The organism is Brachyspira hampsonii, from assembly GCF_002214805.1.
GTDB classification, from domain to species: Bacteria; Spirochaetota; Brachyspiria; order Brachyspirales; family Brachyspiraceae; genus Brachyspira; species Brachyspira hampsonii.
On sequence record NZ_CP019914.1, the window covers coordinates 1,589,427 to 1,615,761 of the forward strand.

Consider the following 26,335-nt stretch of genomic DNA (forward strand, 5'->3'; position numbering starts at 1 on the left):
ATCCAATATTTTTTTATATAATAAATTATATCATATTTTGTTATTGTCAACAGAAAAATAGCTGCTTATATAATTTTTATATAAAAACTAATGAAATTTAAAAATAAACAATATTGAAAAACTTTAAAAATTGTATATAATTTTGCTATATTAAAAAACTATTATTATTGGTATTGTTTTATTTTTACATATTTTTATTTTATTTATTTTATATTATTATATAAATAAAATTGGAGGCATACAGATGGAATATGATGTAGAGTATTTAAAAAATCAAACTTCAATTAATTACGATAAAACTCTATGCTACTGTAAAAATGTTTCATATAGAGATGCATATAAAGTTATAGCTGATAATAAATTAATAACATTAGAAGAGGTAGTATCAAAAACTCAGGCTTCCACAGGCTGCGGCGGATGTAAGGATCGCATTTTAAGTTTAATAGAATATGCCAAAAATAATAACTACGAACCTCTTAATGTTTGATTCGGATATATCATGAATGAAAAAGTGCTTAATGCTTTAAAAGAGCTTAATATAGAATATAAAGAATTTGAAGAGGCAGGACTTACAAAAACAGTTGATGATGCCGCTAAAACACTTAATATAGAGAGAGGTCAGGTTGCTAAATCAATATTAGTAAAACCTTCAAAGAAAAATTTCGCTATGATTATAGCTTCAGGAGATAAAAAAATATCCTCAAAGAAAATGCGTGCATATTTCGATTGTAAAACTAGCTTTGCAAATGCTGAAGATACTTTTAAATTAACAGGCTTTACATTCGGAGGAGTATGTCCTTTCGGTATAGACAAAGATATTGATGTTTTAGTTGATAAAAGCATGAAGAGATTTGATGCTCTTTATATAGCCTGCGGAAGCGATAGTTCTTTAGCAAAAATGACTTATGAAGAAATACTAGAAAAAATATCTAATATAGAAGTTGATCTCACAGAAGACTAATTTTTGGATATGAATTAATGAATAAAACAAAAACATCGAATAAAAAAGCATCATCAAAAAATAATATAGAAAATATTAAAATATCTAATTTTACAGTTTTTAAAAATGCTGAAATAAATTTTTCAAAAGGATTAAATATTTTTATAGGCAAAAATGGAACAGGAAAAACTCATTTATTAAAACTTATAAATTGTTTAGATAAAAAATTATATAAGTCAAATGAAAAATTAGAACTTAAAAAAATTGCTAATCTAAAAAAGATAAGTAAAGAAAAAATAGATAATATAAAAAAATCTAATAAAAAATTTTTTAAAGATATAGATGAGAATTCTTATCCATTTGATATTGATATAAATAAAGTATTCAGCCGATTTGGCGATTTTGATCAAATAAAAAAAGCATTTTCAGATTTTATTTCCTATCTAGAAAAAAAAGATAAGAATAAAAAAGATAAAAAAACATCTATAGAAACATATAAAAATATACTTTCTAGACCTCAAGAATGTAACATTGCTTTTAATAAAAATATTTGTTTAGAATTGAGACATAGAGGCTTTAATATTACAAATGATTGGATTCCAATATTTGATTTTATTTTATCATATCAAAAAAGTTATTCATTTAAAAATAAAAATTTTACTTTTATACCTTGTAAAGATATACTCACTTCTTCAAATGGGTTTGCAGCACTTTATGATAAAAGAGATATAAATTTTGAAGCAGTATATTATAATATTATTAAAAAAACAGAACTCCCAAAATTAAGAGAATTAGATGATGATTTGCTTGAAATAGCTAAAAAAATAGAAAATGCTATAGGCGGAAAAACTATTTATAAAAATAATAATTTCTTTATAGACTATAAAAATATAGGTGAAGTTTCTTTTGATATGGCAGCTGAAGGGCATAAAAAATTAGCCCTTATATATATACTAATAATAAATGGTGAAATTGATAAAAATACCATACTTCTTTTAGATGAGCCTGAATCAAATTTAAATCCAACTCTTACAGATTTGCTTGTTAATATACTTTTGAGTTTATCAAAATTAGGACTTCAAATATTTATAGCTACACATAACAGCTTTATACTTGATGATATAGAATTGCAAAGAACTGATAAAGATTCTGTTATGTATCATTCTTTTTATTTTGATGAAAATGATTTTAATAGCGGAGTAAAAATAGAGAGTAAAGAGATTTTGCTAGATTTAGAAAACAATCCAATAAATGAAAAAATAATAAAACAGCATAATGAATATATTGAAGATATGATTAAATAATCGGATACATATATATGAGTATTATTGAAAAAGATAATTTTAAAATACATTATAGTGATGATTTTGAAATTATAGATATTGAAAAAAGAGATATTAACGGTAAAGAAAAAAGAAATCAATATTCGCACTGTATGAGTAATGTTGATTTAATGATAAAAGCTAATGATAAAATAATATTTATAGAATTAAAAAATTTCCAAATAGAAGATAAAAATGGATTAGAAAATGAAATAAAAGTATTAAAAATAGAAGAGCCTTTAAATAAAGATTCTATTATTTATGAATTAATACAAAAAGGAAGAGGCTCATTTCTTAAAGAATATAGTTCAGGATATATTAATAATAATATAGATGTTTATTATTTTATAATATTTCATTTTCCATTTAAAATAAGAAATATGCGGTTCAAATCAAATATAAATAAGTGCTTGAAAACAAATTTACCAATAATAAAAACAGACTCTATATATAAAAAATCATTTATAAAAAGTATCTTGTTTATAACAATAGATGAATGGAAAGAAATATCTAAAAACATAAATGCAGAAAAAATAATATTTGAACCAATAAGCAAAAGCTAATGCATACCTAAACCATAGATATGCATTAGCCTTTTCCCATATACTCATTTTTAGGAGTTATAGAATAGCTAAAGTGCTGAAAAATGCTTTATTAATAAAATGAAGAATTAACTATCAAATATCTGTCTTTTCCCTTAGTATTTACATCGGGATTATAAACAATATAAATATCATCGCCAAGCTCTACATATCTTAAAAGAGTATCATCAGACATAAAATCACCCTTAACATAAATAGCAGAACCCGGAGCCATAGGACAATTATATTGAGTAGTAATGATTTTAGGTTTTGTTTCTATATAACCTTTATAACCGTAAAGTCCGCTTTTATCATTCTTATAATTAGCCTCAAGCCATGTAGCATAAAGCTCGCTCCAATCCTGAAACTGTTTTATGTTTTTGTTGGCGGCATAAAGTATAGCTTTGTATGTTCCTTTATATTCTTCAGGGGCATTCGCTATATCTTTATAAATTTCAAAACCATTTTTAGAATGAAGTCCTAGCCAATACATAAAAAGTGAAACCGTTGCATATTTATGAACAGTATATCCCTGATTCCAATTAATAAAATAATCACCTTTAGTTATTAAATACATAGAATCTGTATTATAGTAATTAAGTCTGTTTGCAGGAACCTTGCCTCTATATGAAATAACTGCCGCTTCTGATAATGCTTCATCAACCCACACATCAAATGCATTGCTGCTTTTATTTTCTAATTGGCTGTAATGTATAACATGATGAAGTTCATGGGCTATAGTATTTACAACAGATTCAGGATTCTCCCAACCGTTTATATAGTCTAAAAATATTATGTTCTCAACATCATTTTTTATCTCATTAAGTCCGTCTAATATGGAATAGCCCTGCATATAAGGCTTATCTCCTGTATATCCGCCGTTAATATCCATTATTAAAAGAGTTAATTTGCCTTTTAATTTTCCGTATAGATATTCTTCCATTTCATATATTTTAGATGTTTCTAATATAATACTTTCTAATTCTCTTTCATTAATTTCTAAACCGTTTTCTAAATATACATCTATTTTCAATGTTGAGTATATGTTTTTTGCTTTGAATGTTTCTTTTGAATAGTTATTTTTTATATATCTTACGGCATTGAATGTATGTTCTGTATTATTGCCTTTGTATATATTATAACTTACAGGAGTTTTTAATACCTCATTTAAAGTGCTGTATTCTCTGGCATTTAAAATAAAGATATTTAATACAAAGATAATCAGTATAAAATATTTTCTCATTATTACAGCTCCTTATAAAATTATAATACTTATAATTAGTATCGGAAAAAATAATGAAAAATTATTTAAAAAAATAAAGACCTGCTGTAAAAAGCAAGCCTTTAATAATAAAATATAAAATTAATTTTTTAATTAATTACTTTCTATATTGTGTGTAGTAGTATTTTCAGTATCATCTACTTTATTCCATATAGAATTCAATTTATCTTGAAGTATAGCACCTGCCACAACATAAACTAATAATCCTAATATTACTAGTAATACACTGCTGTCTTCGCTATTATCCATACCTACTTTGGCAGTCATTTCTAAATAAACTATTTTACCATATTTATAGTACCAATATAAACTATATATGTTGCAAGTTACTAAAACAAGTATAAGTTCTAAAGCAGAATTTATATCTTCCCTACCCATAAAATTTTTGATCTCATCGGTAGTTTTATAAATCCAATAAAGATAATAAATACCGCATGTAACTATGCTTAAAATTACAAGCATAGGTATACTTCTAACTGTACCTTTTGTCATTTTTAATCTCCATCATATATTTTTGATGAATTATATATTATTTATTAAAAATAAACAATACTTTATAAAATTTATTTTACAAAATATTGTTAAATTTTAAATTTACCTTAAATAAACTTAAAGTTATATAGCGGTAATTATAAATTTTGATCTTCAAAAAAAGTTTTATATATGCTTTTTATAGCTTTATTTAAATCATTATCTTTTACGCCTATCATAATACTTACTTCGCTTATACCTTGGTTAAGCATTTCTATATTGATATTGCATTTTTCCATAGAATGCATAGCTTTGGCAGAAACACCTACACACTGCTGCATACCTTCGCCTACTAGCATTATCAAAGCAAGTCCATGTTCAAAATATATGTTATCAACATTAAGTTCATCTCTTACCCTTTCATATATACGCTTTTCTTTTTCTGGAGTAATAGCCGAATTCCTAACTATTACAGAAATATTGTCTATTCCTGAAGGAGCATGCTGATAAGGTATATTTTCATCTTCTATTATCTCTAAAAGTTTTCTACCGAAACCTACTTCCCTATTCATCAAATATTTACTTACATAAAGACAAGAGAAATCATCTTCCCCTGAAACACCAACTACAGGATTAATGCTTTTATTTCTGCTTGCAACTATTTTAGTGCCTTTAGCAGAAGGATTATTGGTATTAAGTATATGTACAGGTATATTAGCTTCATAAACCGGCTGAAGTGCCTCTGCATGAAGAACATTAAATCCGCCGTAGCTTAATTCTCTCATTTCTCTGTATGTAAACTCATCTATAAGTTTAGGATTATCCACTATATTTGGAGCCGCCGCAAACACACCGTCTACATCAGTAAAGTTTTCATAAACCTCAGCATCAACTGCTTTAGCCAAAATAGCACCTGTAATATCGCTTCCGCCTCTAGGAAAAGTTACTACATCGCCTTTTTCTGTATATCCAAAAAATCCCGGAAATATTACCAAAGCAGACTCATCTTTTAATTTAGACAAATTAGCATAAGATTTTTCTAGTACCGCAGCATTGCCGAATTCTTCAGAAAGTAAAAGTCCTGCATCTTTAGGATTAACATATTTAGCTTTAACTCCTATAGAATTAATATATGCCGCTATTACCTTAGCACTTAAATCCTCACCTAATGCCTTAACTCCGTCTGTAAACTTCGTAGGAAGTGATTTATCTTCTGCTATTCTCTTTAATATGTCATTTTGTATCTCTTCTAAAAGTTCATGCGAAAGAGAAAGTTCATCTATGATATTTTTAAATCTTTCTATAATAATTTTTAATTCCAATTTTCCGTCTTTTCCGGCAATAATAGTTTCAGCAAGCGTAATAAGCAAATCGGTTACCTTCGTATCTTCCTTGAGTCTCTTTCCCGGAGCAGATACTACTACTATTCTTCTGTCTTTATCTGATAATACTATATCTACTACTTTTTTTATCTGGCTGGCATTTGCTACCGAAGAGCCTCCGAATTTTGCTACTTTCATCTTGCTCAAATCCTCCGTATTTTAGTAAAATTTATTGAATAAATTACTATATACAATAACATAAAATGATTTTTATTTCAATTATTTTGCATATGTTTTTTATTTTTTTAATAAGGTATTAATTCTCGATAAATAATTAAATATATTAAGTAAAATATTATTTGTATTCATTACTGCTAATAATCATGTAATTTTTTTTATTATAAAGATAGCTTGGGTGGGTGCTTACAAATTCTAATTAAATTATATAATATAAACGAATTTTAAATTCAAAATAAGGCTATAAATTTTAAAGGGCGGGGTATGTAAATTAAGTTTTTATAAAATAATATCGTAAAGCAAATTTAATCTTATTTCATAATTTTTGGTTTTACTTATTTTCACCGAGAATAGTTTTTTATTTAAAAAATATGTAGTGGTTGCTAATATTTATTTTTAAGAAATAAAAAAATAATTATTTATGAATGGGAGTTTAGAAAAGATTAAAAACAAAAATTTTATAAGTACATATATATAGCTTAAAAAATAATATTTAACCTATTCTATATAAAAAATCAATCAAAAGGAGTTTATTTAAATTATGAACAAAAAATATCCTACACTTTATTTATTTTATTTTTAGCTAGTGTTTTATTTGTAAGCTGCAATAACAATAATAAAACAGGCTCAGAAACAGCAACTGATATAGGAAAATATGCAGGTACATGGATAATTAATATAACTGAGCCAGCAGATTCTGGAATTAATGGTGCAAAAATTATAATAAATAACGATGGCTCCATTACTGATAATGATGGTTATAAAATACCTTCTTCACAAATAACTAAAAATTCTGAATCATCATATACTGTATATCAAGAAATAAATGATCCTGATGGAACAACAGAAAAAGGAACTATAAATATAGAATTCACTTCTACAATTTCAGCGAATATTAATATTACAGAGGTAACTACTTCGCCTAATGCTCCAGAAAAAAGTTCTACTTATAAAGGTACTTTAACTAAACAGTCTTAAATTTATAATATTTAAATGCTTAACTGATTATAAATTAATTAGTTAAGCATTTTTTATTTTTATATATCAATAAAAAATATATTTAAATCATTATTTTTTAATATTAAGTTCAGATTAATATAAATAAAGTTTTGAAATTTAATTACATTTGCCCGCCCTTTATATTTATAGTTTAAATCTAAAATTTTTATTTCTTATTTATTTACTGCTTAATTAGAATTTGTCAGCACCCGCCCAAGTTTTTTATAAGTTTACAATACATTCACCGCATGCTGAATTGTATTCACAAATACATACAATAAAAAATATAATTATAATTTTATATAAAATATGATTACCATGCGAAAGTTAAATAATGCTTGATTAAATTTCATAATACCTTATTATTAATAATAAATATTTATTGATAATAAGGAATAACTATGAATATATTTGCTTTTACTAAAAAAGGTACTAATACAAAAATAAATACAGATACAATACTTTTTAATAATGAATCAATATCAGGAAACCCATTAATTATAGATAATCAAAATAACTATTCTCATTATATAAATAATATTGAAGGCACAGCAATTTCTCTTATTGCCGACGGACTTGGAGATACTTTTGCCTCAAAATTGGCTGCAAGTATTTATAATGAAAATTTTTTAGATTTGCTTGAACTTGTAGGTGAGCAGGAAGTATCAAATTGGATAATGCATAATTTTATTAAACTTGAGGTTATAGCAGCTAGAGATTCTGCTGATGATAAAGAAAAATCAATGGCAGGGGCTTCTATTGCCGGAGTTTTATATCATAAGTTTGCTGGTGTTTTTGTATTTAATGCAGGAGATTGTAAAGTTTTTGCAGTTGGAAAAAATAGAGTAATGCAGATAAGCAGAGATCATATTAGCGGTAATGCTTTAGAAAATTGTGCCTGTGCAGGAGGAGGACATTATATAACTATAGAAGGAGCAAGAAGAAATCCGAATTATAATTATTTTATAGCTTCTAATTCCATGATTGAATTATTATTAAATAAGTACGAAAATATTGAAAAAGCTATTAATGATATAATGAGTTCTTCAAATACAGAAGAAGCATTAAATAAAATTAATAAAATTACTGAAGGTAACAGTGATAATGTAAGTGCATTAGCATTATTTAATATTTTTGAATAATAAAAAATTTAGGATTATTTATGAAAAAAGGTACTATAAGATCTATACCAATAGTATTTCTTTTGAATATTGTAACTTGCGGCTGGTATTATATTTATTGGATATACAAAACTTCATCTGAAATAAAAGATTTCACTGAAAGAGAAGATTTGAATCCTACATTAGAAATTTTATTAGGTATATTTACATGCGGACTTTATTTTAAGTATTGGTATTATAAGTATGGAAAAATTGTTTATAAAGAAATGCCTTTAAAAGTTGGTATGAATAATACTGAAGACAAAACAATTATTCTTGTAATAATAGATATTTTAGCTGCTATTATTTATTATTTTAATATTATGATTAATGTTTTATTTTTAACATTTGTATTATATGAAAATGCATTAACAGAAGAGAATTTGATGAATCTATTTAGCCTTATACCTACAGGATTAACCTTTATAGTAAATATTTCTTCCATTATAATGCAGGATAAACTTAATAACATTTGGAAGAAAATACAATAATTACTTTTATTTTACATAAAACAGAAATAAATCATAAACATAAAATTAATACATGAATTTATATTTATTAAAGAATTAATTGATAATTTATTTCTTAATATTATTATTGTTCATCAATGGATTTTATGGTAATTTCTATATTCTTATCTTCTATGTATTCCCTTATTTCTTCAAAATATTTTTCATATTCAATTTCTTCTTTTAATAGATAATTATAATTCGATAAAGTTTTTGTTGCCGCCCTTACAGAAACAAAATTATTTAAGCATATAATTTTTAAAGTATCAACATAATTTTTTTCGATATAATTTTTATCTTTAACTACTTCAGGACATAAATCCTCAACATCTTTAATTGTTAATAAAGCACTTCCTGCAAATTTATCAGCAAATGATTCATTTTCATCATACATTAAATGATATAATTCATGCATTATAGTAAACATCATTCTTCTTTTGTCTGTTTTATCATATATTACTATTACAGGATATTCATTATAAAAACAAGAAAATCCATCTAAGTCTTTTAATTCCATATTTATATTATGCTTAACAAATAGCATAATACCATTTGATTTCAAAAAAGTTTGTATATCATTTAAATAATTTTTGTTATTATCTTTAATACTCATAGCTTTTTTTATAATATTATATTGATTTTGAATTATAGATTTATACTCTTTTTTAAAATTAAAAAAATTATTTTTATTAACTTTTTGATAATGATTAATTATATCTTCTTTTATTTTATCTTTAAAACTAGAAGATGTTATCTTATTGAATATTTCTTTATTATTGTTTGATAGCCTTCCTATACGAGGAGTAAATACTATATCATTAAATAATAAATTATTAAAGACGGATTCATCAATGATATCTAATATAGAAGAGGAACTTTGTTCATCTTCTAATGATTTTTCTAACTCGTATATATCATTTTTATTATTAAATTCTATTGCATCCATTATATCATTATCCTATATTTATTTATATCTATTTTATATATTGTTATAACTTTAATTTCAACATTATTATTCGTAAAATTTATATCTATATCCAAAGGAAGCAAATATTTAGATCTTACACTCATAGATTGATAAAATTTTTTAGGTTTTTTTATATAGATTATTAATCTATTTTGACCAAAATATTTATTATTAATATCGTCAACATAATTAACCTCTTTGATAAAATTTCCTTCAAAATAATCTTTTATAAACCCTTTGGCTTCATTCTCATTTAATCTAATACCATTATTAATTTTTTCTATATGATTGTTTTTATATGATGGATGTATATTAATATTAGTATTATATATTTCTAATTCTTTTATATCAATTAAATAATATTTTTCATCAGATTTAGCCAATATAAATAATTTATTATCTTTTAATAAATACGCTATAAATTTATTATACTGAACAGGCTTATTCCAAAAACAAAAAAAATTATTCATTTTAACTTTTTTTCTTGTATTAATTAAGTTTTTTATATTCTTAATATAATTTAATAAATCATTAAATTGGATTCTTATAGATAATAATTTTTGTTCAAATTGATGAATATTCATAATATTATTATACAGTAATTAAATAAAAAAATAAACCATTTATAATTCATTTTTTATTACTATTAATTCATTTATTCAAATAAATTAATAGTACATACTTTTATAAATAGAAATATTTTACGCACTTACATCTATAAACTTAAACTCTTTTACATCGAAAAGTCCGTTTGTTGTAAGTTTGATTTCCGGTATAACAGGCAAAGCCATAAATGATAAAGTCATAAAAGGATCTATTTCTCTGTTAACATTAAGTTCATTATAGGCAAGTTCATGCATAGAATAGATTTTTTTTACTATATTATGCGGTGAATCATCAGACATAATGCCGGCTATTTTTAATTCTAATGTATCAAGAACTTCACCATTCTTTACTATGGTAATGCCGCCAGAACATTTTTCTATTTCTTTTATAGCAAGTATTATATCTTCATCATTATCCCCTACTGCTATTATATTATGAGAGTCATGAGAAACACTTGTGGCAATAGCACCGTTTTTTAATTTGTAATTTTCTATTAATCCTAACCCTATTTTACCCGTAGCCTTATGCCTTTCAACAACAACCAATTTCAATATATCAACACTCTTTCTATATTTAAAATATCCGTTTTCAAAGCCTACGATTCTTACACTTTTCTCTGTAATCAAATCTTTATTAACTATTCTTATAACATTAGCCTCATCTGATTTTAATTTTATCTGTATATCATCAATAGTAATAGGAGCAATATTTACTGTATTAAAAATATTATCATTATAATTATCTTTATCTGTTTTAAATAAATACTTTCCATTTTCTGAAACCAATTTACCATCTATAAAAACTTTATTAACTTTGAAATCTTTTAAATCATCAAATAAAACAATATCCGCCTTATACCCAGAAGCAATCAAACCAATATTTTTAAGTCTGTAGCATTCTGCAGCATTAATAGTAGCCATAGCAATTGCACTAAATACATCAAGTCCATTATCAACAGCTATTTTTAAATTATGAGATATGTGACCATACTTCATTATATCATCCAAATGCTTATCATCTGTACACATAGCACATCTTCTGGCATTGCTTTGATTAACTCCCTGTAATAGTGAAGCTAAATTCTGTGCCGCTGAACCTTGCCTCAAAAGTACATACATTCCATTAGTTATTCTTGCCTTCAAATCTTTAGCAGATACGCATTCATGATCAGTATAAACTCCTGCTGCCCTATAAGCATTAAGTGTTTTTCCTCCAAGCATAACACCATGCCCGTCTATAATCTTATCCGCATTGATTGCCGCAAGTAATTTTTTAAGCACATCTCTATCAAGAGATAATACTCCAGGAACATTCATCATTTCAGCAAGTCCGAATATATCGGCATCATTTATAAACTCTTCTATTATATTAGAATCAAGTACAGCACCTGAATCTTCAAAACTTACAGCCGGAACACATGAAGAAAGCATAAACTTACATTTTAAAGGACTCTTTTTGGCAGACTCTATCATAAATTTAATACCGTCAATACCGCATACATTAGCAATTTCATGCGGATCTGTTACAACTAAAGTAGTGCCGAAAGGAATAACAGCCTCAGCAAAATTCACAGGTGTGCACAAAGATGATTCTATATGCACATGAGAATCTATTAGTCCGCTTGCAGCATAAGAGCCTTTAGCATCTATAACTTCTTTTCCATTATAAGAACCTACCCCTACAATATAATCATCAACAATAGCTATATCTGCATCCGTAATAGTTGCTGATATTGGATCAACCACCTTACAGTTTCTTATAACTAAATCAGCTAAAACCTTTCCGCTTGATACTTCAATCATTTTTGATAATTTTTCTATATTCATGAACAGTCCTTATAATTAATATATATTTTAAATATAGTAAATTATAAGTTGATTTTCAAATTTATTTAATAATATGTATTATATGTAATATAAGCCATATTATTAATACTTGATTATTTTTTATATTGCTGTATAATACTCCGTAATATGTATGGTTTTGTAAAACAAACAAATTTTATTTTTCAAAAAAAATTTACTCTTATTATAAAAAATCGATTTTTATATAATTTTATATGAGGTAATTAATGATAAATAATAAATTATTTCTAAAAATATATTTTTCATTACTAATTATTTGTATTATAACTTTTATAACTCTCTATATATTAGGAGCCAAAGAAAGAGTTGGGTACTTATATAATTTTACTTTTGATGATAATCATATAAATAGAACTTTAGAATTAAACGGATTGAATAATAAAGAAATTAAAAAAATATTTACTATAGGTGATAAATTTGATAATAATGCACTTATAAATTATATATTTACAAATGAAGCTATAACAAATTATAGTTACGGTTTTAGAGTACTATATTATAGTAAAGTTTTTAGAAATAGTGATATATATGGTGTTTATATAGATACTAATAAGATCATTGAAGAAAATAATTTTATTAGAGAAATGAAAATAGCTGAAAATGGAAGTCCATTTGGAAATCTAATTTCTGAAAAAAAATTGGGATATTATGAAAAAATAGATAATATTATTTATACTTTATTATTAAAAGCAAAATTTGTAAAATATTTTATTTTATTTATTTGTCTTATTTCTATATTAATATGTACTGTATACTTTTGGAATCAATTAAAATTATTTCTTTTTGAAAAAAAATATTATATATTGATAGCATATTCCATTTTTATTGTAATTTGTATATTATTCTTAATAGTAAATTTAAATATAATACATAAATCTAATCTAACAGATTTGCAGATAATATCAGAAAGTAAAGCTGGATATGTTTATAAAGCAAAAATAGAAAATTATAAGAATAGTAAATTATTTTCTATAAACAATAATTCCATACAAGTTAATAATACTAATTATATAAAATATTATGGTTATTCTTTAGAAATTACTAATAAGCCTGAAAGCTCTTGGTATAATGATGATGATATTTATTATACAGATAATAATACATATATAATAGATAATAAATATAGAACGAATGGGTATTATTATAATATACAGCTGCCTACATATATGGGGGATAAATATAAAATAACTATATTTGCTGATCAATTAGGAAGTAATGGAAATGTTTCATGGTATTTAAATGGAGAAAATAATTACAAGGAAATAAATAATAAAGATATATCTAACGGTCATATAATTTTATCAGATATAAGAAACATATTATCATATACTAATGAATCTGGAAGTCTATATTTAATATTTCCCAAAGGCATAACTGAAGTAGAATCTATTCTAATAGAGAGCTTAAATACTAATTTAAATTTCAAAGATGGATATACTGTATTCACAACAAAAAATAAGATTGATAATAATCAAATCTTAGAAATTAATTATAAAATGAAAAACAAATTTATAACAAATATATTAATATTGTTTATTTTAATGCTTGCAATATTACTTTATATGTATTTTATGTCATTTTACTTAAATAAACTGTTCTATATTTTTATTTTTGTAGTTGGTATTGTTTTATTTATATTTCACTTTTGGTTAGGTTTCCCTGGATATTATAACTATCCAGATGGACATTATATTATGACAGAAGCTATAAATAATATTTATTATAATTGGCATCCTTTTATTATAGGATTAACCTTGCATATTTTATATACAATATTTGGTTACCATACTTTTTATATATTCTTTATTAATTTATTTTTATGGTATGTTGGATTATCTTTAATTATAATATCATTATATTATAAGTCTAAAAATATATTAGTAATACTTCTTTTTGCTTTATCATTTTTATCTAATATATTTTTTGCTAATATAACTCATATGAAAGATATAACAGCAACTTTATTTTTCTTTTTTAGTGTTTCAATACTTATATTCCAAATGCTTGTTAATGTAAAAAATAAGGTTTTAAACATATTAATAAATATTCTTATGTATATAAGTTTAATATTTGCTCTTTTATGGCGTCATAATTTTATAGTTACTATCTATCCTATATTCATAATTATAGTTTATAGATATTTAAAAAATATTAATAATAAAAAATATTTTTTATTAAAATTCTGCTCTATTATGCTTATGATAGCATTTTTATTAATAGCTATTGTTAAAATATCTCCTGTTTTATTTGCTGAAAATAATAAAAGTTATGCACCTGCTCCTCTTATACTTTACCAAATAGTACAGTGTGCTGTTCTTTCAAATGATGGAAGTTTAATACCTGATGAATGGTATGCCGAAGATAAATCATTTTCAGATGTTGCACCTCAATTATATAAAAACCCTAGGTTAATAGATCATTTAATTATAGGAGATAATATAATATTTTCTAATTATAGTGATAAAAAAAAATTAAAGGAAGTATTAATAAAATATATTATTAAGCATCCTAAGTCCTATATACAATTCATTGTTAAATTTTCTATTTGGGCTATAGTATATACAGAAATGTTCATTCATGTAGATCAAAATTCTATTCAGGGTTATGGCTATGGTATAACAGATACTTATAAGAAGGTTTTTAAAGATGATGTTGGAATTAAGTTAAGTCCTATTAAATATAGTATTTATTCATTTTTATATAATAATAAAATATATATTAGACCATTTTATTTTGTTATTTTATCCATAGCATTATTTTTTATTACAGGTTTTATTTGGCTATTTAGATCAGGATCAAGAGATGACTTTTTATTGTTAAGCTTTTCTCTTGCTTTTTCATCATCAGCTACTGCAGTTATAGTTTGTTTATTTTCTACAGGAGGAATATATAGATATATATCGCCTGTGGTTATTATATCAATATTATCTTTAGTATCATTTTTTATATATAGATTTAAATATAAAAAATAAATATAATATTTAAATTAATTATGGAGTATCGATGAAAAAAATAAAAATGTTTTTAGATAAATATTTTCTAACTAAATTAGAAAAAATAAGTCCATATTTGTATAGAAGAATTACTTATGATGGATATAAGAAATTTTCAGAATATGCTAACTTAAAAAAACATAAAGATAGATATTTCTTTCATAATGTAGCTATTGAAATTTCTACTTATTGTAATAGGAAATGTGATTATTGTCCAAATAAAGATTATGAAACACCTAAAGAGTTTATGTCTTGGGAAATATTTAAAAAAATAATTTCTGATTTAAAAGATGTTAAATATTCTGGAGTATTGTATTTAAGTTTATATAATGAACCATTATTTGATGATAGATTGGTTGAATTTACAAAATATGTACATAAAGAATTACCAGAAGTTACTCAATTATTAATAAGCAATGGTGATTTGCTTAATGTTGAAAAAGCTAAGGAATTAGTAGAAGCTGGTGTAGATAAATTTTTAATAACAGTTCATGATAAAAATCCAGAGAGAAATCTAGAGAGATTAAAACCTGCAAAAGAATTTTTAAAAGAAAAAATGAGACTTCAAACTTCAAATGATCTATTTTTGGAAAATAGAGGCGGTAGTGTAGAAATAGATCCCAAAAAAAAGAAAATTGTATATAAAAAATGTCAGGCAATAAGGGGATTAACTATTTCTAAAAATGGAGATATTATACTTTGCTGTCAGGATTATTTCAAGAAATATATAATGGGAAATGTAATGGAGAAAAGTATATTAGAGATATGGAATTCATATAATGATTTAAGAGTAAAACTTTTAAGAGATAATATAGCTGAACTTCCTATTTGTAAGAAATGTTTGGAAAGGGAATAATTATGTATAATATATGTAAATTATGCGGTTATGAAGGAGAAATGAAAGTAAAATCTATTGTGAATGGAAGTAATATACTTTTATGTCCTAATTGTACATTAGAATTTATGTATCCTCAAACAAGCGATGAAGAATTAAATAAAATTTATTCTGGTAAAAATTATCCTACTTGCAGTTTTGACAATGGGGCAGAGGAAAATCCTATAACAAATATGAAAAGAAAAACTTTTAATAATATCCTCAAGAAGATATTACCATATTGTAGTAATGGAAATTTGCTTGATATAGGATGTTCTAGTGGGTTATTATTAGAAGAAGCAAAACTTATTGGATTTGATCCTTATGGAATAGAAATATCTGAATATGCAAGCAGTATAGCTAAAAAAAGAATAGGAAGTGATAGGATATATAATGGAACATTGGAAACTTCAAGTTTTAATAAAAATTTTTTCAATGTCATAACAATGATTGATGTAATAGAACATGTTAGAAACCCAATAGAAACATTAAAATATGTAAAAAATATTTTAAATAGAATTGGGGGGGGGGGGTACATTTTGATAACTACTCCTAATACAGATTCTTTTAGTAGAAAAATAATGGGGGCTAAATGGACTCATTATAACTCGGAACATTTATTTTATTTTAATAAATTAAGTATTAAAAAGTTATGCGATATATGTGGTTATGAATTGATTTATTGTTCAAGTTTTGCAAAAATTATGAGATTAGATTATATGTCTTTTCAAATGAAGGAACATTATCATTCATTTGTTTCAAATGCTATGAATATATTATCTAATATTCCAATAATTGGTAAAATTAGTTTTCCTATTTTTACAGGAGATTTTATTGCAATTTTAAAAATACTTTAGGAGGTGTATATGTATAAATGTTGTTTGTGTAATTATGAAGGTGATATGAAAATAAAATCTAATGTTGCTGGAAGAGACATAGTAGCTTGTCCAAATTGTAAATTAGAATTTATATATAATCAGCCAACATTTGATGAGATAAAACAAATATATTCTAGTGAATATTATAAAGCTTGGGGTATGGAAAATGGTGAAAATAATGAAGTTGCTTTAATGAAAAAATCAACATTTAGAAATATGTTAAAAAAAATACTTCCATATAAGAAATCTGGAAATATATTAGATATAGGTACGGCATCCGGTTTTTTACTTGAAGAAGCAAAACTTCTTGGATTTGAACCTTATGGAGTAGAGCTTTCTGAATATTCAAGTTCAATAGCAAAGAAAAAATTTGGAGATGATAGAATACATAACGGTACATTAGAAACATCAAGTTTTCAAGAAAATTTTTTTGATGTTATTACTATGACAGATCTTTTAGAACATATACAAAACCCAATAGAAATACTTAAATATTCATATAAAATATTAAAATGTCCTACTGGGGGGGGGGTATATTATGCTCACTATTCCTGATACAAATTCTTTTACTCATAATATTATGAGAAGTAAATGGACTCAATATAAGTTAGAGCATTTATTTTATTTTAATAGAAAAAATATGGAAATAATGGCAAAAAACACAGGATTTGAAATTATATATATGAAACCTGCCGTAAAAACTATGACAATAAAATATATGAGAAATCAATTTAATGTTTATAAATTATTTCCTATAACTCAATTATTTAATATAGTAAATTATATACCTATAATTAATAATTTAAGATTTAATATTAAATTGGGAGAGTCATTAGTTATACTTAAAAAGGTTTAATATGTTTTCTTTAGATTTTAAATTAAAAGTTGACAGAATATTATTTGGAAGTAGTGCTTATATACTAGATCATATAAGTTTATTAATAGGTAAATTCTTTAATAGAAACCATACTATAACAAAAGAAAATGTTAAAAATATAGTAATAGCTAAATATTTAGGGCTTGGAAGTATAGTAAGATCACAAGTAATAATTCAGGATATAAAAAATACTTTTCCAGATTGTAAGATACATTATTTAACAAGCATAAAAAATAAAAAAATATTTGATATAATAAAAGATGTTGATAATGTATTAACTATTGATGACAGCGGAATAATGAGTATGGCTATATCTACTTTTAAATTGGTTTTACAGTTATTGAAAAATCAAACCGATGCTTTTATAGATTTAGAAGTTTATTCCAGATACTCTAGCTGTATAGCTTTAATGTCCTGTGCTAGAAACAGATATGGTTTTTTTAGACATGATATTCATTGGCATATTGGTATATATACACATATGCTTTACTTTAATAATCAAAAAAATATAACAGATATTTATTTACAGATTTCTAATTATTTAACTAATAGTAATAATTATAATAAGAAATTGCCTGAGTTTAATTTCAAAGAAGATAATAAATTAGAAATAGAAAAATATTTTTTAGAAAACTTAAAAGAAAAGAAAGAAAATGATATATATATTGGAATCAATGCTAATGCAAGTGAGCTTGCATTAGAAAGAAGATATCCTCCAGATTATTTTGTGGAACTTATAGATAATTTATCTATAATTGATGAAAAGAATATATTTATTTTTTTAATAGGTGCTCCTAATGAAAAAAAATATTTAGAAGAACAAATATACAATAAACTTTCTGATGATATTAAATATAAAGTATTTTTAACTGCTGGCATATTTTCATTAAATGGTTCTATTTATTTACTTTCAAAATTTGATTTATTTATAACTACTGACTCAGGACCTTTGCATTTTGCTTATGCTCAGAATATTAATATAATTTCGATTTGGGGAACTGGCTCATATTTTCATTATGGCATGATTAATTATGATAAAGAAATTCATATGACAGCTAATGTTTATTGTTCTCCATGTTTATATTTAACAGTAAAATCACCATGCTACGGTAATAATATATGTTTGAAAATGATATACCCAAAAGAAATATATAAAAAATCAATAGAAATATTAAAAATATCAGAAAAAGAAAAATACATAGAAATAGAAAAAAATGTGGATTATTCCTATTATTTAGGAAGTGTAATAAGATAATTTTAGGAGGAAATTTTGAATAAAAAATCTAAATGTATTTTATGTAGCTATGAAGGTGAATTTAAAATTAAGTTAAGTATAAATGGTCATGATATTATAGAATGTCCAAACTGCAGTTTTCAATTTATGGATGTTTTACCAACAGATGAAGAAATATATAATATATATAAAAAAGATTATTTTGATGCTTGGGGACTTGGAGATGGAGAGCCTGACAATATTGTTAATATGAAAAAGAAATGCTTCCAACATATTTTAAAGAAAATATTAAATTATGTTGATAAAGGTAATATATTGGATGTTGGTTCTGCTACCGGATTTTTACTTGAAGTTGCTAAAGAAATAGGATTTGAACCATATGGGATAGAGATTTCTGAATATGCAAGTTCTATAGCAAAGAAAAAATTTGGAGATGATAGAGTATGTAATGGAATATTGCAAACCTGTAATTTTTCAAATAATTTTTTTGACTTAATTACAATGTCAGATGTAATAGAACATGTTAAAGATCCTATAGAAGATTTGAATATAATAAATAAGTTATTAAAATCTACATTTACAAAAACTACTTATTTATTGATAACAACTCCAAATACTAATTCTTTAACAGCTAAATTATTCAAAAGTAAATGGCATAGATATGAATTTCAGCATTTAACATATTTTAATTTAAAGAGTATGAAGGTATTAGCTGAAAAAACAGGGTTTGAAATTATAGAATCATATCCTACTACAAAAGTTATAAATTTAAACTATTTATATCCAATAGCAAAAAAATATAATCAATTTTTAATATCTAATTTGGTATCTATTTTAAATAGTTTTCCTATAATAAATAAAATTGATATTCCAATATTGATGGGAGAGTCAACTTATATACTTAAAAAAGTTAAAGATATTTGATAGATAAGCAATGCTATTTTTTAAACTAAAAAGTTTAAATATTTATAATATTAAAAATATTGGGCTGTGCTAGAGTTGTTATTTTTTCTTCTACTAACAATATTGATAAAAATAAATAGTTTTATATTTATAATAAATGTCATATTATAAATATAATCTAAATTTGTAATTAAAATATTTATTAATTTGCATTTTTATAAAAAATAAATCCTGTAAGTTGCAAATTTACTATATTATGATATAATATCTCAAATATAGGAAATTTTTATGAAAACAAACAAACAAACAAACAAACAAACAAACAAACAAACAAACAAACAAACAAACAAACAAACAAACAAACAAACAAACAAACAAACAAACAAACAAACAAACAAACAAACAAACAAACAAACAAACAAACAAACAAACAAACAAACAAACAAACATTCCCAAGTTTTATTCTCTTAAACCAATTTACTATTATTGCAAAAAACATATTTGGAAATTTAAATACAATCTTTGTATTTTATGGAGTAATTTATGAAAAATAAAAAATTACTTTTTAAAATAGAAATATTTTTATTATTAATTTGTATTTTATTTTTAGTAACTTTTTATTTATTGGGAACAGTTAAAAGGATAGGATATTTATCAGATTTTACCTTAAATATAGATAAGACTTTAGAAATCAATGGATTGGATATAGAAAAAACTAAAAATTTGTTTACTTTAGATAATGATGGACTTACTAATTATATATTTACAAATAAGGTTATTACAAATTATAGTTACGGATTTAAAATAGGATATTATAGTAAAATTTTTAAACATAGTGATTTATATGGAGTTTATCCTAATACAGATAAAATTCTAGAAGATAATAATTTTATTAAAGAAGTAAAAATGGATGGAAAAGGAGGCCCATTTGGAAATTTAATTTCTGAAAATACATTGGAACATAATGAAAAAATAGATAATATTAGTTACACTTTATCATTAAAAGCAGTATTTATAACCTATATGATTGTTGGTTATATAATATTATTGTTGTTCATGGCCTTTTATTTGGAATATATAATTAGTTATTTTAAAAAAATTATAGTAAAATTATTTCTAAAAAAATTATATAACATTTTTAATGCTGCTAGTAATAGTATAAGCTTGCATAAAGAATATATAATAAGTTTTGCTGTTTTTTTCCCTTTTATTATAATAATATATCAGTTTATAGGTTATTCTTTTCCATATTACTATTCTTGGGATTCTACAAAATTGTTTACTAATGATATATTATTAGCATTAAGTAATATTATGCCTGAACACTTTTTAGGTTCAAATTTTATTTTTTTACTATTATATAAATGTATATTTATTCCATTTGCAAAATTATTCAATTTAGTAAGTATTGTTAATATATCAGGATTAGAAAATAGTTTAAATCCATATCTATCTTTTGTAGAATTATCTGAATATATATTATTAGTTCAGCAAATATTATTTTTAATATTTATAGCATTTTTATTTATTAATATAGTAAAAATAATGAAAATACATAATTATACAAATAAAAAAGTAATTTTATATATTATTAGTTTTTTGTTCTTGCTATCATTATCAATTATAATACATACTACATTTATATATAATACAATAAGGTTTGAAACTAACGGTTTATTTTTGCCTCTAATATCATTATATTTTATTTTATTAGCTTCAGAAATTAATATTGATTCTAAAAAACATAGAATATATATAATACTATCTGGTATATTTATTGGTTTTGCTTTATTTACTAAAATAATGTTTATATTTTATATAGTATTTTTATATTTTATATATATTGTATTTAATTTTGATAAATATTATATATATAATAATGACAATAATGTAAATTTTTCTATTCAATTAAAAATATTATTTAGTTTGATTATATTTTCTATATTAATGAGTATATCTATAATAATTTATTCACAAAATAAATTATTAAATACTGCTTTTAACAACATTATTTATGAACAACCAGTCAAACTTATATTAAGTTTAAGTATTTTTCCATTGATTTTGCTAGTATTGTTTATATTCATATATTTAATAAATAAAAATAAAATTTATATATCATACAAGATAAAAATATTTATATATAATTCACTTATATATTTATTTTCATTTTCTTCTATAGTATTTTTATCACTTTTACTTCCTGAAAAACTTCATTCTATTATTTACGCTTATTTGTTTTCATATGGCGGCGGTTCAACAATAATGTTTATGGGTATAAATAATTATTATTTAATAATAGCATTAATATCTATTGTAGTTTTATCATTTATATTTATAAGATATTTTAATATTTTTTATAAATATATAATAAAATTAATATTTTTAGTTAAAAATGTAAACATTTTTAAAATCATCTTATCAATATTATTGATATTTATTTCATTATTCTTAGATCAATTTATTAGAAATGATGAAAAAGATATTATATTATCAAATACAATGTATATTATATCATTTTTCATTTTTTATAAAAGTATTTTAGATTCATTAAAATGTAAAAAATTATTATTAATATTACTTATATTTATATTATCTATATATTCTGTAATAAATATAAATAGATTTAATGAATATAATTCTAAATTAGTTCAAAATCAATTTGTGGATAAAAGTGCATATATATACACTCAAGGTGAATGGGAATGGAAACTTGCATTTTATGGATTTAATGCTTACCGAATATCAGATATAATGAATATGGCTTATAAAACAGAGGAGATTTGGGAGAGTGTATCTTATTGGTCTAGGAATGTGCAGATGCTAAAAAGATTAATTAAGCAGGTAGAAATAAAAAACAATTCATTATCATATACTTCTATTGCAAATACAAATTCGATTATAAGTCACAATTCTGATGTTATTTCAAGTATAGATAATAATATAAAGGGAGGAATTCTTATACCTCTTACTGATATTTCTAATAATGTATATTTAAGAGCTGATTATGATTTTTATTATATATCAGATAAAGAATATAATAAAGAGGATACAAGAATGACATATTTAGACTATGATTTTTCTGTCAATGGAAATAAATATTTTGTATATAAGCTTAGTATGTCAACTTGGCAGGAATTAAATTTTGGATATAATGGAGATTTTACATTTATAAAAGATGAAGATTTTACTAATGCTTTTATATTAATAAACGATAAGTTGGCAAAAAAATTATAATAAATATTCATCAATGAGGTTAATGAAATTTCATGAATTATCAATTTACTAAAGAAGAATTATTAAAAATGAAAAATCAAATATCAAGATATAATAAGTATAAAAAATTTATATTGAAAAGTAATTTTTTAAAAGGATTAAATAAATGGAAAGACAAGTACCTGAATATGAATATAAAGAATATTTTAGTAAGAGAAATGAATATTGTTTATTGATACCTACTTGGAATGAAGGTGAAAGAATAAAAATAGAACTTAATCGTTTAAAAAATAAAGACATACCCAAACAAATAGATATATTCATATTAGATGCAGGAAGTACTGACGGATCTATAAATGATAATTTTCTTAAAGAAATAGGAGTTAGGGCAGTACTTACTATAAGAATGAAAGGTCAAGCTAATGCATATAAGGCAGGATTTTCTAAAGTATCCAATGAAAAATATAAAGGAATAGTTACTGTAGACGGAAACAATAAAAATAATGTAGAGCAAACTATGGAATTTGTAGAGCTATTAGAAAAAGGATATGACTTTGTACAAGGATCAAGATTTATGAAAGGAGGGCATCATGAAAATACCCCGATATTAAGATTGCTAGGAATGAAATTATTCTCAAACCCATTAATTTCTATGTCTTCCGGATTTAAATATACAGAAATTATGTCTTCATTTAGAGGCTATAAAATGGATATAATAGATGATGAAAAAATAAATGTGTTTAGAGATATATTTCAAACTTGGGATCTTCTACTTTATTTATCTAATAGAATACCGCAATTGGGATATAAAGTAATAGAAATACCTCAAATTAGAGTTTATCCAAAAAAAGGAAAAACACCAACTAAAATCAATGTAATTGGAAATATAAGAATTATAATTCAATTAATAAAAATAGCATTAGGGATTTATAACTATAAATAAAAAAGGAGAAAATCATTGTGAATAAAGATGATAAAATATATATAGCTGGTCATAGAGGATTGGCTGGTTCTTCTATTGTTAGAAAATTAAAAGAAAATGGATTTAATAATTTAGTATTAAGAACATCATCTGAAATAAATTTATGTAATTATAATGATACATTAGAATTATTTGAAACAGAAAAACCAAATTATGTATTTATGTGTGCAGGTACAGTCGGAGGTATAATGGCCAATAAAAAATACCCTGTTGAATTCACTCAAAATAACATATTAATGACTATAAACATTTTGTCATTATCTCATAAATATAATGTAAAAAAACTATTGTATTTAGGAAGTTCATGTATATATCCAAAAGAATGTAAACAACCAATAGAGGAAGAGTATTTAATGTCAGGCAGATTAGAAGATACTAATGAAGGATATGCTTTAGCAAAAGTTACAGGCGTTTATTTAACCTCATATTATCGTAGAGAATATGGAGTTAATTTTATATCTTGTATACCATCAAACTTATATGGTATAAATGATAATTATGATGATAATAATTCCCATGTAGTTTCTTCCTTAATTAAAAGATTTCATGAAGCTAAAATAAAAAATATTAATGAAGTTACTGTATGGGGTGATGGAACACCTTTAAGAGAATTTACATATACTGATGATTTTGCTGATGCATGTATATTTTTGATGAATAATTATGATGGTGAAAGACATGTACATGTTGGTTCTAATTATGAATATACTATATCTGAATTAGCAAAAATTGTTGCAAAAGTTGTAGATTACAAAGGGAATATAAAATTTGATACTTCATATCCAAATGGTATGAAAAGAAAGGTATTAAATAGTAATTTTATTTTAAGTATGGGTTGGAAACCAAAAACATCTTTTGAAGATGGATTAAGATTGACATATAAAGATTATATTGATAATTTAAATAAAAATAATATAAGAAAGAATAATATAAGGAATGATTTAATATGAAAATGAAATATGAATTGGCAACTTTAAGTTGGGATGAAAAAGAAAAAGAAGCAATAAAAAGGGTTATGGATTCAGATATTTACACAATGGGAGAAAATGTATATAAATTTGAAGAAATGTTTGCTCAGTATGTAGGAAGCAAATATGCAGTTATGGTTAATTCTGGCTCATCAGCTAATTTATTGATGATAGCCTCTTTATTTTATTCTAAAACATTTAACATAAAAAAAGGAGATGAGGTTATTGTTCCTGCTGTATCTTGGTCAACTACATACATGCCATTACAACAATATGGTCTGAAACTTAAATTTATAGATATAGATATAAATACATTAAATTTTGATTTGGAAAAACTAAAAAGAGCAATAACAGATAAAACTAAAATAGTGTTTGCTGTTAATTTACTTGGGAACCCTAATGATTATGATAAAATAAAAGAGTTTATTGGGGATAAAAATATTATTCTCTTAGAAGATAATTGCGAATCTTTAGGTGCAATATATAAAGGTAAACAGTTAGGTACTATAGGGCTTATGGGGACATACTCTACTTTTTTTTCACATCATATGGCTACTATGGAAGGAGGATTAGTAGTAACATATGATGAAGAATTATACCATATATTACTTTCTTTAAGAGCCCATGGTTGGACTAGGCAATTACCAAAAAATAATAAATTGTGCGTAAAATCAGATAACCCATTTGAAGAAAGTTTTAGATTTATTTTACCAGGATATAATGTCAGACCTTTGGAAATGAGTGGAGCTCTAGGAATAGAACAATTAAAAAAACTATCTAAATTTATAGAAGAGCGTAGAAAAAATGCAACTTATTTCGTAGATAAATTTAAAGATGACAATAGATTCATCATACAAAAAGAAATAGAACAATCTAGTTGGTTTGGATTTTCTTTTATAATAAAAGAAAATGTTAAAATTTCAAGAAAAGATATCATAAATAAGTTTTTGTTAAATGATATAGAAGTACGTCCAATAGTTAGCGGTAATTTCTTAAAAAATGAAGTTATTAAATACTTTGATTATGAAATATTTGAAGATGTAAATAATGCTGAATTACTAGATAAAAATGGATTTTTTGTGGGCAATCATCACTTTGATATAAGAGACAAAATAGATTATTTGGAAAACATATTGGGAGAATTATAAA

At 23.6% G+C, this 26,335-nt stretch carries 24 protein-coding genes; 18 read left to right on the forward strand and 6 right to left on the reverse strand.

Annotation, left to right across the window (positions count from 1 at the left end; translation table 11 throughout):
- Nucleotides 1-244 precede the first annotated feature (244 nt).
- The 4 genes from BHAMNSH16_RS06760 to BHAMNSH16_RS06775 are packed head-to-tail and all read left to right on the forward strand — an operon-like array spanning nucleotide 245 to nucleotide 2,825.
- On the forward strand, nucleotides 245-487 hold the full coding sequence (locus tag BHAMNSH16_RS06760) for a (2Fe-2S)-binding protein (protein ID WP_008731733.1): 243 nt from the start codon (nucleotides 245-247) through the stop codon (nucleotides 485-487).
- A gap of 12 nt (nucleotides 488-499) precedes the next feature.
- A complete protein-coding gene (locus BHAMNSH16_RS06765; RefSeq protein WP_008731734.1) occupies nucleotides 500-961 on the forward strand; it encodes a YbaK/EbsC family protein in 462 nt (153 codons plus the stop codon).
- Between the two features lie 17 nt (nucleotides 962-978).
- A complete protein-coding gene (locus BHAMNSH16_RS06770) occupies nucleotides 979-2,244 on the forward strand; it encodes an ATP-binding protein (RefSeq protein WP_088859735.1) in 1,266 nt (421 codons plus the stop codon).
- A 14-nt stretch (nucleotides 2,245-2,258) separates the two neighbouring features.
- Nucleotides 2,259-2,825 carry a DNA-binding protein gene (locus BHAMNSH16_RS06775; protein ID WP_069731869.1) on the forward strand — a complete coding sequence of 189 codons (567 nt, stop codon included), beginning with the start codon at nucleotides 2,259-2,261 and terminating at the stop codon, nucleotides 2,823-2,825.
- 91 nt (nucleotides 2,826-2,916) lie between these two features.
- On the opposite strand, the gene BHAMNSH16_RS06780 is transcribed toward BHAMNSH16_RS06775, so the two are convergent.
- From BHAMNSH16_RS06780 to BHAMNSH16_RS06790, 3 genes are all read right to left on the reverse strand, one after another.
- Nucleotides 2,917-4,086 carry a hypothetical protein gene (locus BHAMNSH16_RS06780; protein WP_008731512.1) on the reverse strand — a complete coding sequence of 390 codons (1,170 nt, stop codon included), beginning with the start codon at nucleotides 4,084-4,086 and terminating at the stop codon, nucleotides 2,917-2,919.
- A 132-nt stretch (nucleotides 4,087-4,218) separates the two neighbouring features.
- The gene (locus BHAMNSH16_RS06785) at nucleotides 4,219-4,617 is read right to left on the reverse strand and encodes a DUF4234 domain-containing protein (RefSeq protein ID WP_008731514.1); all 399 of its coding nucleotides are present in this window, start codon (nucleotides 4,615-4,617) and stop codon (nucleotides 4,219-4,221) included.
- Nucleotides 4,618-4,754: 137 nt separating this feature from the next.
- Nucleotides 4,755-6,116 carry an aspartate kinase gene (locus tag BHAMNSH16_RS06790; protein ID WP_069731870.1) on the reverse strand — a complete coding sequence of 454 codons (1,362 nt, stop codon included), beginning with the start codon at nucleotides 6,114-6,116 and terminating at the stop codon, nucleotides 4,755-4,757.
- Nucleotides 6,117-7,555: 1,439 nt separating this feature from the next.
- Here BHAMNSH16_RS06790 and BHAMNSH16_RS06800 point away from each other — a divergent pair.
- Complete coding sequence (locus tag BHAMNSH16_RS06800) at nucleotides 7,556-8,296, forward strand: PP2C family serine/threonine-protein phosphatase (protein WP_008732448.1); 741 nt, start codon at nucleotides 7,556-7,558, stop codon at nucleotides 8,294-8,296.
- A 20-nt stretch (nucleotides 8,297-8,316) separates the two neighbouring features.
- Nucleotides 8,317-8,805, forward strand: coding sequence for a DUF4234 domain-containing protein (locus BHAMNSH16_RS06805; protein WP_008732449.1), 489 nt, complete (start codon nucleotides 8,317-8,319; stop codon nucleotides 8,803-8,805).
- Nucleotides 8,806-8,908: 103 nt separating this feature from the next.
- Here the strand turns inward: BHAMNSH16_RS06805 and BHAMNSH16_RS06810 are convergent, their stop codons facing one another.
- From BHAMNSH16_RS06810 to ade, 3 genes are all read right to left on the reverse strand, one after another.
- On the reverse strand, nucleotides 8,909-9,769 hold the full coding sequence (locus BHAMNSH16_RS06810) for an ImmA/IrrE family metallo-endopeptidase (protein WP_069731872.1): 861 nt from the start codon (nucleotides 9,767-9,769) through the stop codon (nucleotides 8,909-8,911).
- A complete protein-coding gene (locus BHAMNSH16_RS06815) occupies nucleotides 9,769-10,260 on the reverse strand; it encodes a hypothetical protein (protein ID WP_123809071.1) in 492 nt (163 codons plus the stop codon). Before BHAMNSH16_RS06815 ends, BHAMNSH16_RS06810 begins: the two co-directional genes overlap by 1 nt.
- A gap of 231 nt (nucleotides 10,261-10,491) precedes the next feature.
- The gene (gene ade, locus BHAMNSH16_RS06820; RefSeq protein WP_008729374.1) at nucleotides 10,492-12,222 is read right to left on the reverse strand and encodes an adenine deaminase; all 1,731 of its coding nucleotides are present in this window, start codon (nucleotides 12,220-12,222) and stop codon (nucleotides 10,492-10,494) included.
- 245 nt (nucleotides 12,223-12,467) lie between these two features.
- On the opposite strand from ade, the gene BHAMNSH16_RS06825 reads away from it, so the two are divergent.
- The 12 genes from BHAMNSH16_RS06825 to BHAMNSH16_RS06880 all read left to right on the forward strand — a co-directional run bounded on the left by BHAMNSH16_RS06825 (nucleotide 12,468) and on the right by BHAMNSH16_RS06880 (nucleotide 26,334).
- The gene (locus BHAMNSH16_RS06825; RefSeq protein WP_069731874.1) at nucleotides 12,468-15,233 is read left to right on the forward strand and encodes a hypothetical protein; all 2,766 of its coding nucleotides are present in this window, start codon (nucleotides 12,468-12,470) and stop codon (nucleotides 15,231-15,233) included.
- A 31-nt stretch (nucleotides 15,234-15,264) separates the two neighbouring features.
- Nucleotides 15,265-16,110 carry a radical SAM/SPASM domain-containing protein gene (locus BHAMNSH16_RS06830; protein WP_069731875.1) on the forward strand — a complete coding sequence of 282 codons (846 nt, stop codon included), beginning with the start codon at nucleotides 15,265-15,267 and terminating at the stop codon, nucleotides 16,108-16,110.
- 2 nt (nucleotides 16,111-16,112) lie between these two features.
- Complete coding sequence (locus BHAMNSH16_RS06835; protein WP_069731876.1) at nucleotides 16,113-16,985, forward strand: class I SAM-dependent methyltransferase; 873 nt, start codon at nucleotides 16,113-16,115, stop codon at nucleotides 16,983-16,985.
- Nucleotides 16,986-16,994: 9 nt separating this feature from the next.
- On the forward strand, nucleotides 16,995-17,561 hold the full coding sequence (locus BHAMNSH16_RS06840; protein WP_088859736.1) for a class I SAM-dependent methyltransferase: 567 nt from the start codon (nucleotides 16,995-16,997) through the stop codon (nucleotides 17,559-17,561).
- Nucleotides 17,545-17,862, forward strand: coding sequence for a hypothetical protein (locus tag BHAMNSH16_RS06845; RefSeq protein WP_008730001.1), 318 nt, complete (start codon nucleotides 17,545-17,547; stop codon nucleotides 17,860-17,862). Before BHAMNSH16_RS06840 ends, BHAMNSH16_RS06845 begins: the two co-directional genes overlap by 17 nt.
- 1 nt (nucleotide 17,863) lies before the next feature.
- Nucleotides 17,864-19,138 (forward strand): glycosyltransferase family 9 protein, encoded by a 1,275-nt coding sequence (locus BHAMNSH16_RS06850; RefSeq protein WP_069731878.1) that lies wholly within the window; start codon nucleotides 17,864-17,866, stop codon nucleotides 19,136-19,138.
- 15 nt (nucleotides 19,139-19,153) lie between these two features.
- The gene (locus BHAMNSH16_RS06855) at nucleotides 19,154-20,041 is read left to right on the forward strand and encodes a class I SAM-dependent methyltransferase (RefSeq protein ID WP_008728418.1); all 888 of its coding nucleotides are present in this window, start codon (nucleotides 19,154-19,156) and stop codon (nucleotides 20,039-20,041) included.
- A gap of 267 nt (nucleotides 20,042-20,308) precedes the next feature.
- On the forward strand, nucleotides 20,309-20,491 hold the full coding sequence (locus tag BHAMNSH16_RS06860; RefSeq protein WP_088859737.1) for a hypothetical protein: 183 nt from the start codon (nucleotides 20,309-20,311) through the stop codon (nucleotides 20,489-20,491).
- Nucleotides 20,492-20,563: 72 nt separating this feature from the next.
- The gene (locus tag BHAMNSH16_RS06865; protein ID WP_069732274.1) at nucleotides 20,564-23,257 is read left to right on the forward strand and encodes a hypothetical protein; all 2,694 of its coding nucleotides are present in this window, start codon (nucleotides 20,564-20,566) and stop codon (nucleotides 23,255-23,257) included.
- Nucleotides 23,258-23,402: 145 nt separating this feature from the next.
- A complete protein-coding gene (locus tag BHAMNSH16_RS06870) occupies nucleotides 23,403-24,179 on the forward strand; it encodes a glycosyltransferase family 2 protein (RefSeq protein WP_008727872.1) in 777 nt (258 codons plus the stop codon).
- Between the two features lie 17 nt (nucleotides 24,180-24,196).
- Nucleotides 24,197-25,168: a GDP-L-fucose synthase family protein gene (locus BHAMNSH16_RS06875; protein WP_069732273.1), complete on the forward strand. Its 972-nt coding sequence runs from the start codon at nucleotides 24,197-24,199 to the stop codon at nucleotides 25,166-25,168.
- On the forward strand, nucleotides 25,165-26,334 hold the full coding sequence (locus BHAMNSH16_RS06880; RefSeq protein WP_008731129.1) for a DegT/DnrJ/EryC1/StrS family aminotransferase: 1,170 nt from the start codon (nucleotides 25,165-25,167) through the stop codon (nucleotides 26,332-26,334). The genes BHAMNSH16_RS06875 and BHAMNSH16_RS06880 overlap by 4 nt, the downstream gene beginning before the upstream one ends.
- Nucleotide 26,335: the final 1 nt, after the last annotated feature.

Coding starts and splice junctions, on each gene's coding strand:
- BHAMNSH16_RS06760 (WP_008731733.1), top strand. CDS start 245: ATGGAATATGATGTAGAGTATTTAAAAAATCAAACTTCAATTAATTAC.
- BHAMNSH16_RS06765 (WP_008731734.1), top strand. CDS start 500: ATGAATGAAAAAGTGCTTAATGCTTTAAAAGAGCTTAATATAGAATAT.
- BHAMNSH16_RS06770 (WP_088859735.1), top strand. CDS start 979: ATGAATAAAACAAAAACATCGAATAAAAAAGCATCATCAAAAAATAAT.
- BHAMNSH16_RS06775 (WP_069731869.1), top strand. CDS start 2,259: ATGAGTATTATTGAAAAAGATAATTTTAAAATACATTATAGTGATGAT.
- BHAMNSH16_RS06780 (WP_008731512.1), bottom strand. CDS start 4,086: ATGAGAAAATATTTTATACTGATTATCTTTGTATTAAATATCTTTATT.
- BHAMNSH16_RS06785 (WP_008731514.1), bottom strand. CDS start 4,617: ATGACAAAAGGTACAGTTAGAAGTATACCTATGCTTGTAATTTTAAGC.
- BHAMNSH16_RS06790 (WP_069731870.1), bottom strand. CDS start 6,116: ATGAAAGTAGCAAAATTCGGAGGCTCTTCGGTAGCAAATGCCAGCCAG.
- BHAMNSH16_RS06800 (WP_008732448.1), top strand. CDS start 7,556: ATGAATATATTTGCTTTTACTAAAAAAGGTACTAATACAAAAATAAAT.
- BHAMNSH16_RS06805 (WP_008732449.1), top strand. CDS start 8,317: ATGAAAAAAGGTACTATAAGATCTATACCAATAGTATTTCTTTTGAAT.
- BHAMNSH16_RS06810 (WP_069731872.1), bottom strand. CDS start 9,769: ATGGATGCAATAGAATTTAATAATAAAAATGATATATACGAGTTAGAA.
- BHAMNSH16_RS06815 (WP_123809071.1), bottom strand. CDS start 10,260: ATGAATAATTTTTTTTGTTTTTGGAATAAGCCTGTTCAGTATAATAAA.
- ade (WP_008729374.1), bottom strand. CDS start 12,222: ATGAATATAGAAAAATTATCAAAAATGATTGAAGTATCAAGCGGAAAG.
- BHAMNSH16_RS06825 (WP_069731874.1), top strand. CDS start 12,468: ATGATAAATAATAAATTATTTCTAAAAATATATTTTTCATTACTAATT.
- BHAMNSH16_RS06830 (WP_069731875.1), top strand. CDS start 15,265: ATGAAAAAAATAAAAATGTTTTTAGATAAATATTTTCTAACTAAATTA.
- BHAMNSH16_RS06835 (WP_069731876.1), top strand. CDS start 16,113: ATGTATAATATATGTAAATTATGCGGTTATGAAGGAGAAATGAAAGTA.
- BHAMNSH16_RS06840 (WP_088859736.1), top strand. CDS start 16,995: ATGTATAAATGTTGTTTGTGTAATTATGAAGGTGATATGAAAATAAAA.
- BHAMNSH16_RS06845 (WP_008730001.1), top strand. CDS start 17,545: ATGCTCACTATTCCTGATACAAATTCTTTTACTCATAATATTATGAGA.
- BHAMNSH16_RS06850 (WP_069731878.1), top strand. CDS start 17,864: ATGTTTTCTTTAGATTTTAAATTAAAAGTTGACAGAATATTATTTGGA.
- BHAMNSH16_RS06860 (WP_088859737.1), top strand. CDS start 20,309: ATGAAAACAAACAAACAAACAAACAAACAAACAAACAAACAAACAAAC.
- BHAMNSH16_RS06865 (WP_069732274.1), top strand. CDS start 20,564: ATGAAAAATAAAAAATTACTTTTTAAAATAGAAATATTTTTATTATTA.
- BHAMNSH16_RS06870 (WP_008727872.1), top strand. CDS start 23,403: ATGGAAAGACAAGTACCTGAATATGAATATAAAGAATATTTTAGTAAG.
- BHAMNSH16_RS06880 (WP_008731129.1), top strand. CDS start 25,165: ATGAAAATGAAATATGAATTGGCAACTTTAAGTTGGGATGAAAAAGAA.